This is a genomic window from Streptosporangium sp. NPDC049248 (assembly GCF_040678965.1).
GTDB classification, from domain to species: domain Bacteria; phylum Actinomycetota; class Actinomycetes; order Streptosporangiales; family Streptosporangiaceae; genus Streptosporangium; species Streptosporangium fukuiense.
In genome coordinates this window covers 368,166-383,416 of sequence record NZ_JBFAQY010000006.1, presented here as the reverse complement: position 1 = coordinate 383,416, position 15,251 = coordinate 368,166, and the positions used below count along the sequence as shown (strand labels likewise).

Annotated in this window: 13 protein-coding genes; 7 read left to right on the top strand and 6 right to left on the bottom strand. The window is 70.1% G+C overall.

Going from position 1 to position 15,251, the window contains the following annotated elements; translation table 11 throughout:
* The first annotated feature begins 185 nt into the window (after nucleotides 1-185).
* Nucleotides 186-1,187, top strand: a complete 1,002-nt coding sequence (locus AB0K21_RS15265) for a sigma-70 family RNA polymerase sigma factor (RefSeq protein ID WP_364150264.1) — start codon at nucleotides 186-188, stop codon at nucleotides 1,185-1,187.
* 62 nt (nucleotides 1,188-1,249) lie between these two features.
* Nucleotides 1,250-1,624, top strand: coding sequence for a VOC family protein (locus tag AB0K21_RS15260; protein ID WP_343965860.1), 375 nt, complete (start codon nucleotides 1,250-1,252; stop codon nucleotides 1,622-1,624).
* A gap of 239 nt (nucleotides 1,625-1,863) precedes the next feature.
* On the opposite strand, the gene AB0K21_RS15255 is transcribed toward AB0K21_RS15260, so the two are convergent.
* The 4 genes from AB0K21_RS15255 to AB0K21_RS15240 all read right to left on the bottom strand — a co-directional run bounded on the left by AB0K21_RS15255 (nucleotide 1,864) and on the right by AB0K21_RS15240 (nucleotide 6,315).
* The gene (locus AB0K21_RS15255) at nucleotides 1,864-2,586 is read right to left on the bottom strand and encodes a GntR family transcriptional regulator (RefSeq protein WP_343965858.1); all 723 of its coding nucleotides are present in this window, start codon (nucleotides 2,584-2,586) and stop codon (nucleotides 1,864-1,866) included.
* Nucleotides 2,587-2,713: 127 nt separating this feature from the next.
* Nucleotides 2,714-4,408 (bottom strand): dihydroxy-acid dehydratase, encoded by a 1,695-nt coding sequence (locus AB0K21_RS15250; RefSeq protein ID WP_343965856.1) that lies wholly within the window; start codon nucleotides 4,406-4,408, stop codon nucleotides 2,714-2,716.
* 50 nt (nucleotides 4,409-4,458) lie between these two features.
* Entirely contained in the window at nucleotides 4,459-5,433 is a 975-nt protein-coding gene (locus tag AB0K21_RS15245) for a cyclase family protein (protein WP_343965854.1), read from the bottom strand.
* An 18-nt stretch (nucleotides 5,434-5,451) separates the two neighbouring features.
* Nucleotides 5,452-6,315 carry a carbon-nitrogen hydrolase family protein gene (locus AB0K21_RS15240; protein WP_343965852.1) on the bottom strand — a complete coding sequence of 288 codons (864 nt, stop codon included), beginning with the start codon at nucleotides 6,313-6,315 and terminating at the stop codon, nucleotides 5,452-5,454.
* 153 nt (nucleotides 6,316-6,468) lie between these two features.
* Here AB0K21_RS15240 and AB0K21_RS15235 point away from each other — a divergent pair, with 153 nt between their 5' ends.
* The 4 genes from AB0K21_RS15235 to AB0K21_RS15220 all read left to right on the top strand — a co-directional run bounded on the left by AB0K21_RS15235 (nucleotide 6,469) and on the right by AB0K21_RS15220 (nucleotide 12,058).
* Nucleotides 6,469-7,224 (top strand): SDR family oxidoreductase, encoded by a 756-nt coding sequence (locus AB0K21_RS15235; RefSeq protein WP_343965850.1) that lies wholly within the window; start codon nucleotides 6,469-6,471, stop codon nucleotides 7,222-7,224.
* 28 nt (nucleotides 7,225-7,252) lie between these two features.
* Nucleotides 7,253-8,299, top strand: coding sequence for an ABC transporter permease (locus AB0K21_RS15230; RefSeq protein ID WP_343965847.1), 1,047 nt, complete (start codon nucleotides 7,253-7,255; stop codon nucleotides 8,297-8,299).
* A 25-nt stretch (nucleotides 8,300-8,324) separates the two neighbouring features.
* A complete protein-coding gene (locus AB0K21_RS15225; protein WP_343965845.1) occupies nucleotides 8,325-9,494 on the top strand; it encodes a substrate-binding domain-containing protein in 1,170 nt (389 codons plus the stop codon).
* A 71-nt stretch (nucleotides 9,495-9,565) separates the two neighbouring features.
* The gene (locus AB0K21_RS15220; protein ID WP_364150256.1) at nucleotides 9,566-12,058 is read left to right on the top strand and encodes an ATP-binding cassette domain-containing protein; all 2,493 of its coding nucleotides are present in this window, start codon (nucleotides 9,566-9,568) and stop codon (nucleotides 12,056-12,058) included.
* A 97-nt stretch (nucleotides 12,059-12,155) separates the two neighbouring features.
* On the opposite strand, the gene AB0K21_RS15215 is transcribed toward AB0K21_RS15220, so the two are convergent.
* Nucleotides 12,156-13,196, bottom strand: coding sequence for a metallophosphoesterase family protein (locus AB0K21_RS15215; protein WP_364150253.1), 1,041 nt, complete (start codon nucleotides 13,194-13,196; stop codon nucleotides 12,156-12,158).
* 199 nt (nucleotides 13,197-13,395) lie between these two features.
* Here AB0K21_RS15215 and AB0K21_RS15210 point away from each other — a divergent pair, with 199 nt between their 5' ends.
* Nucleotides 13,396-14,421: a lytic transglycosylase domain-containing protein gene (locus AB0K21_RS15210; RefSeq protein WP_364150250.1), complete on the top strand. Its 1,026-nt coding sequence runs from the start codon at nucleotides 13,396-13,398 to the stop codon at nucleotides 14,419-14,421.
* Nucleotides 14,422-14,599: 178 nt separating this feature from the next.
* Here AB0K21_RS15210 and AB0K21_RS15205 read toward each other — a convergent pair whose 3' ends face one another.
* Nucleotides 14,600-14,935 carry a hypothetical protein gene (locus tag AB0K21_RS15205; protein ID WP_364150247.1) on the bottom strand — a complete coding sequence of 112 codons (336 nt, stop codon included), beginning with the start codon at nucleotides 14,933-14,935 and terminating at the stop codon, nucleotides 14,600-14,602.
* Nucleotides 14,936-15,251: the final 316 nt, after the last annotated feature.

The window sequence follows — 15,251 nt, the reverse complement described above, 5'->3', positions numbered from 1 at the left end:
ATTAAGTCGGAAAGATAGCGTTCCCGATGTGATCCGCGCGGTGGAGCAGGGCCGCTCGGCTGCTGGTCACCGCGGCCGGGCCGGCCCTGGCGCCGCTGCCGCTCCTCTCCGCTCTCGCAAGACCCGCCGGGAAGTCATCGGTCTCCCCCGCGTGAGGTGTCGGTGACGGCACATATGGTCAGGGGATGGCAGAGACGCTGACCGGTGAGGGTTCCCGGCTGGAGCCGTTCCGGGGCGAACTGACCGGTTACTGCTACCGGTTGCTCGGCTCCGGCTTCGAGGCCGAGGACGCGGTGCAGGAGACGCTGCTACGTGCCTGGCGGGCGTTCGACCGCTACGACGAGCAACGGGCGTCGCTGCGTACCTGGCTCTACAGCATCGCCACCAACGTCTGCCTCGACATGCTGCGCAGCACGCAGCGCCGGGCCTTGGCCATGGATCTCAGCGGGGCCGCGGACGGCGGGCCGAGCATCGGTGAGCCGCTGTCGGAGCGGATCTGGGTCCAGCCGGTGCCAGACAGTCTCGTGCTGCCGGCGGATGGCGATCCGGAAGAGCTGGCCGTGCTGCGGGAGACGATCCGGCTGGCGTTCGTCGCCGCGCTGCAGCACCTGCCGCCCCGGCAGAGGGTGGTGCTGATCCTGCGCGACGTGTTGCGGTGGAGGGCCGGGGAGGTCGCGGCCCTCCTGGAGACCACCGTCGCGTCGGTGACCAGCGCGTTGCAGCGGGCCAGGTCGACCCTCCAAGCGGTCGACGTCATGTCCGGTGAGCCGTTCCGGCCGTCCGACCCGGGCCAGCGCGAACTGCTCGCCCGCTATTGCGCCGCGTTCGAGCGTCACGACATCACCGCGCTCGTCGCCCTGCTGCACGAGGACGCGACGATGTCGATGCCTCCCTTCGCCTGGTGGCTTCGCGGTCGTGACCGGATCGAGCAGGCGCTGCTGGACCCGAACGCGTCCTGCGCGGGCGCGCGCCTCGTCCCGGTCGCGGCGAACGGCTCGCCGGCGTTCTGGCAGACCAGACCCGGTCCCGACGGCGTTCACGTGCCCTTCGGGCTGGTTCTCCTGGACGTGTCCGAGGGTCTGATCAGCGACATCACCACGTACCTGGACGCCGACCGGCTGATCCCGCTTTTCGGCGCTCCGGCCGACTCCTCCCGGCCGTCGCGAATGATTCCCGCACACCGATGAGTTTCGTGACGCCCCGGCGTATCACCGTGGACGGCCACGCACAGCAGACCTGAGGAGCGGACATGACGACCGTCCAGCCCATCATCACCACATCCGACCTGGCTCGGATGCGAACCTTCTACGAACGCCTGCTCGGAGCGGTGGAGACGAGCCGCTTCCCCGATGACGGTCCCACCTTCTTCGTGAACCTGAAGCTGGGTGACTCGGAAGTAGGACTGGTCAACGAGGCGGCGACCGACCTGTCCGCCCCGCAGCGGATCCTGCTGAGTGTGCGGGTCGACGACGTCGACGGTCTGCTGGAGCAGGTCGGGGCGGCCGGCGGCCGGGTGCTCGGCCCGTCGAACGACATGCCCTGGGGAGAGCGCGTGGCCCACATCCACGATCCTGACGGAAACATGGTCAACCTGACCCAGCAGCTCCAGGGGCACACCGGTTGAGAGACGGCTGAGGACCGGTGCGAGCCGCGCGACCGCTCACCGAGGCGTCCGGACGCCGGTTCCGCCCGCCTGCGGCGGTGGTGATCGCGTCGTACGGCTCGCCGGTCAGTCGCCCGCGGTCACGGGGGCGTGCAGCGGGAGCAGTGCGGTCCCGACCAGCGGCAGTTCGTCCGCTGGTCGCTGCTGGCCGGCATCACCTTCGGCAGGCCGGCGTCTCGCGTTCCCCGGTCAGAACCCGGCTACGGGCGGTCCTCTCGGTGCGGGAAGGTGGGGAGGGTCGGGGGTTCGAAGTCGGCGCCGGTCCGCGGGTCGCCGGTCGACTGGGTCAGCAACAGGCGGGTGGTCTCCAGCAGGTGGTCGTGCATGGCCTGCGCGGCGCCCTGGTTGTCGCGGGCCCGGATGTTGTCGAGGATGCGCTCGTGGACCCGCCAGATGTCGGAGAGGGTCCGCGTCTGGGTGGTGGACAGGCCCCGCGCGGACATCTGGGCGCGGGTCGTCGCGACCGACTGGGTCACCCGTTCGTTGCCCGCCGATTCCAGGATGAGCTGGTGGAACTTCACGTCCTCCTCCTGGAAGAGGCGTTCGTCCCCGGCCTCGCCCGCCTGGCGCATCTTCTCCAGGGCCTCGGAGACCAGTGCCATCTGGGCGTCGCCCATCATGGTCGCCGCGCGGTACACCGAGGGGACCTCCAGCAGGAAGCGGAGCGAGTAGATCTCCTCGATGTCGCGCGTGGTCATCTGGAGGATCCGGACACCGCGGCTGCGCTCGAATCTGACGACTCCGTGCGTGGCCAGCTGGAGCAGGGCCTCCCTGACGGGGGTCCTGGACACACCGAGCTGGGCCGCTATCCCCACCACGGAGTGCAGCGTCCCGGGAGCCAGTTCGCCGGTGATGATGGCGCGGCGGACCACCTCGAAGGTCCGGGCCGTCAGCGATGCCTGGTCCACCGCAATCTGTTCCATCCGACAAGACTCCCGGGGGGATCGGTCCGGCGCCCGACCGAATGATCAGGCGCCCCTGTTTGGGGAAAAACGGTACCACGCGTGCGGTAGTGCAGCATGCAACATGCAGCATTACCGCTCCGCGGGGTCAGAGGAACGACAGGTCGGCACCCTCACCCGCGGGGAGGACCGTCTGCGCGTACAGTCGCCGCCAGCCTCGCTCGGGCAGCTCGGGCGGGGTGAAGTCCGCCCGGCGGCGCTCAAGCTCGTCCTCGTCCACCAGCAGATCGAGCCGTCGCGCCTCGACGTCCAGCCTGATGAGATCGCCGTTGCGGACCAGCGCGATCGGCCCCCCGGCGGCGGCCTCAGGGTCGCAGTGCAGCACCACGGTGCCGTAGGAGGTGCCGCTCATCCGCGCGTCGGAGACCCGCACCATGTCCCGGATCCCGGCGCGGGCCAGCTTGGCCGGGATGGGCAGGGCACCGGCCTCGGGCATGCCCGCGGCGATCGGGCCCGCGTTGCGCAGCACCAGTACGTGGTCCGGGGTGACGTCCAGATCCGGGTCGTCCAGGATCCGCTGCGCCTCCTGCGCCGAGTCGACGACCAGCGCGGGGCCGGTGTGGTTCATCAGGTGGGCACTCGCGGCGGCGGTCTTGATGACCGCTCCGCCCGGGGCCAGCGTGCCCCGGAGCACGGCCAGGCTTCCCGCGGGTCCGAGCGGGTCCTCCAGGGGGCGGATCGTCGTCTGCCAGTCCTCCCGAGCGGGGGTCTCGGCGAGCAGCGATTTCAGGCTGTCCCCGGAGACCCCGACGGTCTCCGGTTCGAGCAGCGGTTCGAGGACCTTCAGCAGCGCGGGAAGCCCTCCGGAACGGTGGAAGTCCTCCAGGTACCCCGAGCCGGCGGGCTTGCAGTCGACCAGGAACGGCACCTCGGCACCGATCACGTCGAAGTCCCTGAGTTCGAGCTCCACGCCGGCCCGCCGGGCCACGGCGAGCAGGTGGATCAGCGCGTTCGTCGAGCCGCTCATCGCCGAGAGCACCCGGATGGCGTTGCGGAACGCCGCGGGGGTCATGACCTCCTTGGGCACCGGGCCACCGGAGCGGGCGAGCTCGACGGCGCGGCGGCCGGTCTCGGCGCCGTGCCTGAGCCGGGCGCCGGTGGCCGCCGGGGGCGTCGCGCCGCCCGGCAGCATCATGCCGAGGGTCTCGGTGACGCAGGCCATGGTGGAGGCGGTGCCCATCACCGCGCAGGTGCCCGCGGTCGTCACGAGCTCGTTGCGCACGCTGGTGATCTCTTCCTGGTCGAGTTCCCCACCCCGGTGCCTGCCCCAGAAACGACGGCAGTCGGTGCAGGCGCCGAGCCGCTCGCCCCGCCAGCTGCCGGTCATCATCGGCCCGACGACCTCCAGCAGTACCGGCTTGTCCGAGGAGGCCGCGGCCATGAGCTGGGCCGGCACGGTCTTGTCACACCCGCCGAGCAGCACCGCGGCGTCCATCGGGAGGGCGCGGATCATCTCCTCGGTGTCCATCGCGAGCAGGTTGCGGAACAGCATCGTCGTCGGGGAGGTCAGGATCTCCCCGAGCGAGATGGTGGGGAACTCCATGGGAAGGCCGCCGGCCTCCAGCACCCCGCGCCTGACCGCCGCCAGCAGCGCGGGCATGTCGCGGTGGCAGGTGTTGTAGTCGGAGTTGGTCACCGCGATGCCGATGATCGGCCGGTCCAGCGCCTCGTCGTCGTACCCGCTGGAGGCCAGGAAAGCACGCCGGAGATATTTACTGAAACCGTCGTCACCGTAGGACGTACGACTCCGGTCGATGACCGATTCAGTGGGTTTGGCGTGCATGGTGGTAATGCCTCCGGGGGTCAATCCGATCAGGGAAGAATGGGGCCGCGTCAGGGGCGGAACGGCATGGCCAGCGGGCGCATCGGGGCGCCGGTCGCGCCGCGCAGTTTCATGGCGGCGGCCACGAAGGCGAACTCGTGGAGCCGCTCGGCCGAGATCTGCTCGCAGTCGACCACCTCCATGATGGGGATGCCCGCCTCCCCCAGCAGATAGGTGTGGACGACCTGCCAGTTCTCCTCGTCCGCGGCGGGCATCTGCTCCAGGGCGAGGGTGTCGCCGCCGATGACCGACGCGCCCAGGTGGGCGAGGAACCGCGCCCCTTCCAGGTTCAGGCCGGGGCTGTTGTCGATGTAGGCGTCGATCTTCGGCCACGCGCGCATCCGGCCGGTGCGCACCAGCGCCACGTCACCCGGCCGGAACTCGACGTTCTGGCGTCGCATGGCCTCGCGCAGATCGTCCTCGCCGATCCCGTGGTTGTCCGGGAGCACATCGACGCCGTGCAGCGCGGCGATGTCGAACAGGACCCCGCGGGCGATGATGGGCGGGATCTTGTCGGCGCCGCACTTGGTCCAGTGCCGGGAGGTGATGTGCTCCTCCGCGGAGAACCCGTTCCAGATCTGGCCGTTGTACCCGAAGTGGTTGAGGGTGTCGATGTGCGTCCCGCAGTGGGTGTACATCGAGATCGCGTCGCCCGAGTAGGAGACCAGTTCGTTCTGCGCGCGGCCCATTCCGGTGATGTCGTCCAGGACGGTGCCGGCGGGCGTGTGCGTCATCCACTGCTGGAAGCCCGGGTCGCCGGCCTTGGTCCACGAGGGCATCCCGACGAAGTAGTCGACCGACAGGTCGATGACGCTGCCGCCGTCCGCCCGCCGCAGCACCTCGCGTGACGCCTCGGGGGTGAGCAGGTTCAGCATGCCGATCTCGTCGTCGGGACCGAATGGGCTACGGGTGACCTCGCGGAACTTCGCGCAGTACGCCGCGATCCTGTTCCTGGTCGCCTCACTGATGAGTGCCGGCCCGCACATGTGGTGTCCGCCTTCCTGTTACCGGTCCGGGGTCACCGGACGGGTGATCTCGCCGTACATCTCGGGGCGCCGCCCGGAGAACACCGGGAGCTCGAACTCGCCCGGCCTGATGACCAGCCTCTTCGTCCGGGAATCCCGGAGGTCGATCGCCGCCCCGAACAGCCCTTCCTGCTCCCCCGCGTCCACCAGCACCGCCCCGGAGGGGGCGATGATCTGGCTCCTGCCGATGAAGCGGGTTCCGGACTCGGAGTCGGCGCGGTCCGCGACCGCGAGATGGACCAGGTTCTCCAGGGCGCGTACCCGGACCATGTGGTCGGCGAGGATGTCCGCCCCCTCCGGCCAGTTGGTGGGCATCGCGATGACGTCGGCGCCCTGCAGCCCGAGCTCGCGGGCGGATTCGGGGAAGCGCAGGTCGAAGCAGATCATCACGCCGACCCGGCCGAAGGGGGTGTCGACCACCCGTGGCGCCGCGTCGGCGCCCGGGTCGACGAAGCGGTCCGCGCCCAGGTAGGGCAGGTGCTGCTTGCGGTACCTGCCGATGATCCCGGTGGGTCCGAGCACCAGGGCGGTGTTGTGGACGCGTCCGTCCGCCTCCTCCAGCAGGCCCACCACCGCGTGGATGGAGTGCTCGCGGCAGGCGTCCACGATGCGGCCGATCCTCGGGTCCCCCGCGCTGATCGCGGCGGCGTGCGTCTCGGCCCGGGAGCCGAGCAGGTACCCGGTGAGCACGCATTCCGGGAAGACCACCAGTCGCTGCCCGGCCGCGGCGCCCTCTCGCAGGGTGTCGACGACCCGATCGACGTTCGCCGCCACATCGGTTCGGTCGACGCCGACCTGAGCCACGCCGATCCGGATGCCGGTTTCGGTATCTGCGCCGGGCAAAGTGCCACCCCTTGGGTCCGCCGTGAGTTGAATACGCCCCAGAGTGGCATGCAACATGTTGCACGTCAACGCAGTACTCGTCATTGACATGCAGCGTGCTGCATGCCAGTCTGGCCGACCAAATCGGACATTGTGCTTGAGAGGGATTGAGTCGTGCCGGAAGTAGTGATCCTCAGTGGTGCCGGAGGCGGGATCGGCGCCGCGACGGCGCGCGAATGCGCGGCAGCCGGCGCGTCCGTCCTGCTCACGGATCAGCGGGTCGATCTGGTCGAGCGGCTCGCGGCCGAACTCCGCGCCGACGGGGCCGACGCCGTGGCACACGGGCTGGACGTCACCGACGAGGAGGCGGTCGCCGATGCGGTACGGGCCGCCGTCGACCGGTGGGGCCGGGTCGACGGGCTGGTGAACTGCGCCGCCACGATCGTGGCGAAACCGCTGGTCGACACCACTCTCGACGACTGGAACCGGGTCATGACCATCAACGCGACCGGGACCTTCCTGCTGTGCAAGCACGTGGTGACCGCGATGCTCGCCCAGCGGACCCCCGGGTCGATCGTCAACCTCTCCTCGATCTCCGGGACGGTCGGCCTGCCCAACCAGCCCGCGTACTGCGCCTCCAAGGGAGCGGTGCTGCAGCTTTCCCGCCAGATCGCCGTCGACTACGCCGCCTCGGGGATCAGGTGCAACGTGGTCAGCCCCGGCTCGGTGGCCACCGAGCAGCTGGCCACCTACCTGCGGTCCCAGCCCGACCCCGAAGCCGCCCGGCAGAGCCTCATCGCCGGCCATCCGATCGCGCGCCTGGCGGATCCGCACGAGGTGGCCAAGGTGGTCACCTTCCTGCTGAGCTCCGCCGCCGGCTTCATGACCGGCGCGGACGTGGCCGTCGACGGCGGCTACACCGCCATCTGAGCACGGATTCCCAGGAAGGGACTCGGAAATGTCTCGGCATACGACCTTGCCTCCGGCCAAGCGCGCCGGTCCTGGTGGGCTGCTCGACCTGCGCCGCCTCCGGGGCGGCCGGTTCTCCTCGATCTGGCTGATCACGCTGCTGCTCTTCGCCGTCAGCCCGCTGATCTCACCCGGCAGCCTCTCCGGATCCGCCGTACTGTCGATGCTGCCGTTCGCGGCGGTGATGGCGATCGCCGCGCTCGGGCAGACCCTCGTCGTCTCGCACGGCGGCATCGATCTGTCGGTGCCCGGCGGAATGGCGCTGGCCGCCGTGCTGGCCACCAAGCTGCCCGCGGTGTCGGGCGTCCCGATCTGGGCGGCCGTCGCGCTCGGGCTGGTCGCGGGCGCGCTGGGCGGACTGGTCATCGGCATCGCCGTGGTCCGGCTCTCCATCGCGGCGTTCGTGGCCTCGCTCGCGGTGAACTCGATCCTCATCGGTGTGGTCCTGCAGGTCTCCAAGGGTTTCCCCGCGTCGGCCGGCCCCGCGCTGAGCGCGTTCGCGGTCGGCTCGGTGGCCGGCGTCCCCAACCTGCTGCTGGTCGCGGTCGTGGTGATCGGCCTCGCGCACTGGGGCATCCGGCACACGGTGCTCGGCCGGCGCTTCATCGCGGTCGGCGCCGGACGGCCCGCGGCGCGGCTGCTCGGCCTGCCCACCGGCTCCTACGAGGTGGGCGCCTACGTGGTGGCCGGAATCTGCTACTCGCTGGCCGGAATCCTGCTGGCCGGTTACCTGCGCACCCCGGACATCCTGCTCGGCGACACCTACCTGCTCCCCACCATCGCGGCCGTCGTCCTCGGCGGCAGCCTGCTGTCCGGCGGCATCACCAACCTGGCCGCCACCGCCGTCGCCGCGCTGTTCCTCACCCAGCTGAACCAGGTGGTCCTCGCCGCCGGCGCCTCCACCGCCACCCAGCTCCTGGTCCAGGCCGGCGTGCTGGCGCTCAGCGTGGTGGCCCGCGGGGTGCCCTGGAACTCCGTCCGCGCGCGGCTGCGAGGCCGCTCCCTCAAACCCGCTTCCACCCTGTCCTCGCCCTAGAGGCCTCCCCCAACAGGAGATCGCAATGTCCCTCACCAAAACCCGCCTGCGGGCCCGTCAGTCGGTCGCCGTCCTGGCCCTCGCCGCCCTCGGCGCGGCGGGCTGCGCCGGCGGCCCCGGTGAACCGGCCGCCGCCAACGGCGGTGTCGAGGCCGTCTACAACGACGCGGCCCGGACCGGAGACGTCTCCGCCCTCCGTCCCATGACGGACTTCTGCGGCACCAAGCCGGTGAAGGTCGCCCTGGCCGACGGCACCGGCGACAACGCCTTCCGCAAGACGGCCCGTGCCGAGTTCGAGGACGAGGCGAGCAAGTGTCCCAACATCACACTGCTGCCGTACGCCGACGGCCAGAACAACCCGCAGAAGGCGATCAGCGACGTCAAGGCCCTGGTCGCCCAGGGCGTGGAGGCCCTGGTGGTCTTCCCCGACGCCGGTGAGGCGCTGCTGCCCACCCTGCGTGAGGCGTACAAGGCGGGCGTGCAGGTGGTGCCGTGGACGGCCAACCCCGGCGGCAAGCCGGGTACGGACTACACCACGTTCGTCGGCCACAACACGGTCAACGACGGCGTGACCTGGACCCGCTGGATGTGCGAGGCGCTCGGCGCCAAGGGCGGCAACGTGGTCTTCCTCGGCGGTACGCCGGGCAACACCCAGAGCCTCACCGAGATGGTCGGCATCGAGAAGGAGCTCAAGGAGAACGCCGGCTGCTCGGCCGTCAAGCTGCTGAACGACCCGGGCAAGCCGATCGACACCAACTGGAACCCCGCCCAGATGCAGAAGGTCGTCTCCGGGTTGCTCACCAAGTACCCCACCATCGACGGCGTGATCACCGACTCCGGTGACGCCTCCCTCGGCGGCATTCGCGCCTTCCTGCAGGCAGGCCGGCCGCTGCCGCTGTGGACCGCCAACGACCTCAACGGCTTCGCCTGCGCCTGGAAGGACAACTCGGACAAGCAGCCGAACTTCCAGACCGTGACCGTGTCCTCGCGTACCTGGATCATCCGTCTCGCGCTGCGCAAGGCCGTCGCCGCGCACCAGGGGATCAAGAACGACGAGCCGGAGATCATCAACATCCCGATCTTCGAGAACACGCTCGACACGTCGAAGGCCCCCAAGTGTGACCCCTCCCTTCCCGCCAGCGCGATCCTGTCCTCCGAGCTCACGCCGGAGCAGCTCAAGCGGGCCTACAGCTGATCACTCGTTGTCTTCCGCCGGGCACGCGCCCGGCGGAACGCACTGAGCCGGAGTAAGGAGTGATCCTTCGCATGGTCGAATCGACCGCTGGACTGGTTCTCCGTGGAGTGACCAAACGCTTCCCCGGCGTCGTCGCGCTCGACGGGGTCGACTTTCAGGCGCACCCGGGCGAGGTGCACGCCCTGGTCGGCGGGAACGGCGCCGGAAAGTCCACGCTCATGGCGGTGGCCTCCGGTGCGCTGGCACCCGACGCGGGCACCGTCGAGATCTCGGGCTCGCCGATGCGGCAGTCGTCCCCGATCGCCGCCCGGGAGCAGGGCCTGGCCATCGCCTTCCAGCATCCGGCGCTTCTGCCCGATCTCACGGTCACCGAGAACCTCCTGCTGAGCGTGCCGAAACGGCTCCGCCCGTCCTTCGGCGACGCCCAGGACTGGGCCAGGGAGAAACTACTGCCCATGGGGATGGACATCGACCCGGCCGCCGCGGCCGGCCGGTTGACCCTCGCGGAGAAGCAGGCCGTCGAGATCTGCGGAGCCCTCGCCTGTGAGCCCAGCGTCCTGATCCTCGACGAGCCCACCGAGCCGTTCATGGTGGCCGAGATCGAGAGGCTGTTCGAGCAGATCAGAAAACTCGCCGCCGACGGGATGGCGGTGGTCTACATCAGCCACCGGCTGCCCGACGTGATGGCCCTGTCCGACCGTCTCACCGTGCTGCGCGACGGGCAGATCCGCGGCACCTTCCTGGCCTCGGAGGTGACCGAGGAGGAGATCGTCACCCGCATCGCGGGACGGGAGATCGAAGCGCTGTTCCCGCCGCGCCCCTCCTCGGTCGGCGACGTCGTGATGGAGGTCCGTGACCTGCGCTCGGACCGGCTCCACGGGATCACCACCACGCTGGCCCGCAACGAGGTCCTCGGCCTCGCCGGGGTGGAGGGCAACGGGCAGCGCGAGTTCATCCGCGCGCTGGGCGGAGCCGACCCGGTCACCGGCGGCACCGTCACCGTCGACGGCCGGGCCGTCGAACTCGGCAGCCCCCGCCGCACCCGGCGGGCCGGGGTGGTGCTCATGCCCCAGGAACGGCATGTCGAGGGCGTCGCCACCGTACTGTCGGTCAGGGAGAACCTGGGCGTCGCCGCCACCGGCAGGACCGCGGTCGCCGGAGTGGTGCGAGGCTCGGCGGAGAACGCGATCGTGGCCGAGGAGATCAGAGACCTCGGCATCAAGGTGGCCTCACCCGACTCCGCCGTCGATCACCTGTCCGGCGGCAACCAGCAGAAGGTGGTGCTCGGCCGGTCGCTGCTCTCCGCGCCCAAGGTGCTGCTCTGCGACGAGCCCACCCAGGGCATCGACGTCGGCGTCCGCTCCGACATCTACCACCGGCTCCGCTCCACCGCCGACTCCGGGACACCGGTGGTGGTGCTCAGCTCCGACAACGTCGAGCTCGCCGGACTCTGCGACCGGGTGCTGGTCTTCTCCCGGGGGGAGGTCGTCCGCGAGCTGACCGGGGACCGGATCTCCGAGCACGCCATCACCGAGGCGTCCCTCACCGCCGCGACCTCGGCACGGAGCGCCGAGGCCACCGGACGGGCACGGGGCACCGGCCTGCTCGGCGGGTTCCGCAGGCTGCTCTCCAGCGAGCAGGCGCCCAGCGCGTTCCTCGCCGTCGCGATCGTGCTGCTGGCCGCGGTGAGCGCGACCCGGAGCGACCGCTTCCTGTCCGAGTTCAACATCGCCAGCATGCTGGGGCTGCTGGCCCCCGTGCTCTTCCTCGCCGCGGGCCAGCTCATCGTCATGCTCACCGGAGGCATCGACCTGTCGGTCGGCCCGCTGAGCGGGACCCTCGTGGTCATCGCGTCGTTCTACGTCCTCGACGGGTACGGCACCGGATGGTGGATCCTGGGCTTCCTGCTGATGATCCTCGCGGCGACCGGCGTGGGACTGACCAACGGCATGCTGGTGAGATTCGCCCGGGTGACACCGGTGGTCGCGACGCTGGTGACCTACACCGCGCTGCAGGGACTCTCCCTGGTCATGCGGGACTCGCCCGGAGGCTCGATCTCCACCGCCGTCACCGAGGCGCTCGGCGCGCGCATCGGCCCCATCCCGTACGCGGTGATCGTCGGCGCCGGTGTCCTGGTCGCGCTGGAGGTGATGTCCAGGCGCTCCATGACGGGGCTCCGGCTGCGCGGGGCCGGCTCGTCCGAGCAGGCGGCGCGCAAGCGCGGAATCCCGGTGGCCCGCGTGCACCTCGTGGTCTACCTGGCCAGCGCGCTGTTCACCGTGGTCGGCGCCCTGCTGCTGATGGCACAGATCGGCGTGGGCGACCCGACCGCGGGCGTCAGCTACACGATGGCCAGCATCACCGCGGTCGTGCTCGGCGGCGCCTCGATCTTCGGGGGCCGGGGCAGCTTCGTCGGCGTCCTGTTCGGCGTCGTCCTGCTGCAGGTCATCCAGAACGCCACGGTGTTCCTCGGCCTCTCGCAGTCATGGCAGTACTGGATGCTCGGCCTGATGGCCCTGGGCGCGACGGCGGTGTACTCGCAGGTCCGCACATCGCGGGCCTAGGCACCGTCCGAATGAGGCGGGCCGGGTCGCGGCGCTCGCGGAGACCCGCGTCGCGACCCGGCGGACGGCCGTCCCTCCGCTCGGGGACTACGCGACCTCAGGTGGGCGGTTCGGGCAGGACCAGCCCCAACGCGGCTGCCAGGTCGATCGTTCTGCCGGGTGTCGAGCACCGCCTGGCCAGGCCTGCCTGGTCGAGCCGGCCGTCACGGGCTTGGAACAGGTACTTCGCGGCGGGATGCCGGCGCAGTTCGTCCATGGTGAGCTCGCCGGCGACATGATGCGCCGCGGCCACCAGGGCGGGAAGCGACGACCGCAGATCCGCGGCCCACTTCTCGACCGTCTCCAGCCAGCCGCGTACGGCGGCGTCGGGCACCGAGCCGGCCACCGGGTCGGCCACCGAGTCGGCCACCGGGGAGAATCGCACGATCGCCTCGGCCAGCTCCTGCCAGGTGAGGTCACGCCAGGGCTTGGTCTTCAGGACGGGCAACTGCCACTGGCGCTTGGCGATCGACCAGTGATCCGCGTGCGCCCGCACCGAGTGGACCGTGAATCCCGGCACGCACAGCGCGGTCAGGTTCCAGCCGTGGCAGGCACCGGTGTCCAGGCCGAAGATCCTGCCGTCGCGGATCATCGGCTCACGCCCGGTCACGTGATGGCCGAACACGACCGGCTTGGCGTCGGTGTAGTGGTCGTGCCAGTGGCCGTCCGGGAACAGCGCGGTGAGCTCTCGCTGGCCGCCGGTCGAGCCGCAGAGGATCTCCTCCTTCTGGTCGGCCGGCGGAACCCCGGGCAGCATCGCGGCGTGCACGACCCGGACATGCTCGTTCTCGAAGTAGTAGGGCAGCGTCCGCATCCAGTGCACCGTTTCGGCGTAGCCGTCGCCCAGCTGCAAGCGCGTGATCTCCTGCGCGTAGGAGAAGATGCCGCGCACGTGCTTCCTCTCGTGGTTGCCCATGACCACGACCGAGTTCGGGCGCTCGCGGAAGAACCTGACCACCTCACCGGGCGCCGGGCCGCGGTCGACCAGATCGCCGACGCTGACCAGCAGGTCGTCCGGGCGGAGGTCGACTTTCTCCAGCAGTTCGAGCAGTTCGTCGAAGCAGCCGTGGATGTCGCCGACGATGACGGTACGTCGCACCCCGGCGATCCTAGGCAGGCGGCGGTCCGGCGTGCAAAGGGTTTCCTCCGCCGGCCGGTGTGATCACCGGTCCTCACCTGCGACACCGGCCCCAACGCCGACCGACCGGGCGCGTCCCGGATCCCGATCTCAAGCGCTCGTACCCCCAACGGCGAACATGTCCTCCCGGACGGATCGCCGCTCGGGTACGTTGAGGCCGATGAGAGATCAGCGCGCGGTGGTCGCACGGTCCCGGCCGAACGAGGAGACGGTGCCCGCGACGAGCCTGTGGACAGGCCGGTGGCGCGGGAGGCCGGTGGCCGCGGCGCTCGTGGGGCTGGCCGTCGCGCTCTCCGGCTGCGCCGGCTCGTCGGGTGCCGCCTCATCGGCCGCTCCCCGGCGGACAGCCCCGAGCGAGACGGTTCCGAGCGAGACGGTTCCGAGCGAGGCCGCTCCGGAGCCGTCGGCGACGCCACGGCCCGCCCTGCCCGATCCGAAGGCGGCGATTCCCAAGGACCCCGCGAAGCTGGCCCGTTCCCTGACCGGCACCGTCGCGGAGCTTCGACGCGCCACCGACGACTGGATCCGCGACGGGGACCCCGGCAAGGGGCGGCCCCCCGAGCCGGTGGTGCTGCTGGCCCTGCAGCAGCAGCGCGTCTACCGCCATCTCGCCCGCAACCCGGAGGTCGCGTCCCGCACCTACGCCAAGCTGTCGAAGTCCCTGGCCGCGCAGGCGAAGGACAACGTGACGGCCATCCGGAACCTGCTCTCCCTGGTCCACCCCATCAGCGGGTCGGCGAAGTTCCGCGTCCAGCCGGCCAAGCCCGCCGATGTCCTGCTCGGTCACTTCAAGCACGCCGAGCGCCGGTTCGGCGTCGACTGGGAGATCCTGGCGGCGGTGATGTTCGTCGAGACCAAGTTCGGCCGGGTACGGTCACCGAGCCACACCGGGGCCAAGGGGCCCATGCAGTTCATGCCGGGCACCTGGGCCGCCTACGGAATGGGCGGCGACATCCAGGACACCCGGGACGCCCTGCTCGCCGCGGCCAACTACCTGCATGCCTCGGGGGCACCGCGCGACTACCGGCGCGCGCTGTACGCCTACAACCACTCCTGGGCGTACGTCGACGCGGTGCAACTGCACGCCCGCCAGATCAAGCGCGACATCAGGAACTACTACGCGTACTACAACTGGCAGGTCTACGTGGTGACCACCAACGGCGACCGCCGCCTCACCGGTCCCTGACCGGCGCACGAGTTCAAGCGTGTCCGTGCTCTGTCTGCGGTGACCGCGTGTTGGCAGGTTCGGCGACGGCCGACCGAGCCCAGATAACGACGCTCCCCTGCCCTGCCGCCGTCCGGGACCTTGCCGGGAAAACACGTAGCCAATGGCTGTGCCCTGATGTGGGTCTGCCGCCCAACCTCTACCGGTCATACGATCGCCGGTCGCGTACCTTGACGAAGTCTGTACCGTTCAGAGCGGTGTGCCACAGAGAACGCCCTGCCGGCCGCAAGCGCCTCGACCCTTGCCAGCCCGCAGTCTCGATCTTGACACGCCCGACACCGGCCGCCATCTCCAGGGCAGGCTCCATGTCGGTGTCATGAGAAGCCAAGATGACTATGTCGTACTGACCGAATTGAGCAAGCTGGACCAACTCCAGGGCAACCATGACATCGATGCCCTTCTCCCGCGCCCGTTCGATACAGGTGGGGTGTCCCCAGTTGGACGGATACCGCAGCGGGCGATAGGTCACGTGCACGCGCGCGTCCCGGGTCCACTCAGCTCTCTGCCTCTGGGTCACACTGTAGAGAACCGGCTCCTTGGCGTTGCTGGGAGAACCTCTGAAGACATGAACCTTAGCCAGCGACACAGACTCTGGGGCGGGATGGGTCTTGGAGTCCGGCTCGCACCTCAAGAACCCGCTCGGCGAAGGCCAGAGGGCTCACGAGGGTGTCTCTGGCAGGTGTCCCATGCGGGGCGAACAGGCCCCCGGCCGTGAGATGGATGTTCTGATAATCGATCACCATGCACGCCGGGAGGGTCGCTTCGCTCGCCATCGAGCACCTCACACAAAA

Bases quoted from the DNA above. Each gene is read 5' to 3' on its own strand.
- AB0K21_RS15265 (WP_364150264.1), top strand. From the start codon at position 186: ATGGCAGAGACGCTGACCGGTGAGGGTTCCCGGCTGGAGCCGTTCCGG.
- AB0K21_RS15250 (WP_343965856.1), bottom strand. From the start codon at position 4,408: ATGCACGCCAAACCCACTGAATCGGTCATCGACCGGAGTCGTACGTCC.
- AB0K21_RS15210 (WP_364150250.1), top strand. From the start codon at position 13,396: ATGAGAGATCAGCGCGCGGTGGTCGCACGGTCCCGGCCGAACGAGGAG.
- AB0K21_RS15225 (WP_343965845.1), top strand. From the start codon at position 8,325: ATGTCCCTCACCAAAACCCGCCTGCGGGCCCGTCAGTCGGTCGCCGTC.
- AB0K21_RS15230 (WP_343965847.1), top strand. From the start codon at position 7,253: ATGTCTCGGCATACGACCTTGCCTCCGGCCAAGCGCGCCGGTCCTGGT.
- AB0K21_RS15245 (WP_343965854.1), bottom strand. From the start codon at position 5,433: ATGTGCGGGCCGGCACTCATCAGTGAGGCGACCAGGAACAGGATCGCG.
- AB0K21_RS15255 (WP_343965858.1), bottom strand. From the start codon at position 2,586: ATGGAACAGATTGCGGTGGACCAGGCATCGCTGACGGCCCGGACCTTC.
- AB0K21_RS15220 (WP_364150256.1), top strand. From the start codon at position 9,566: ATGGTCGAATCGACCGCTGGACTGGTTCTCCGTGGAGTGACCAAACGC.
- AB0K21_RS15260 (WP_343965860.1), top strand. From the start codon at position 1,250: ATGACGACCGTCCAGCCCATCATCACCACATCCGACCTGGCTCGGATG.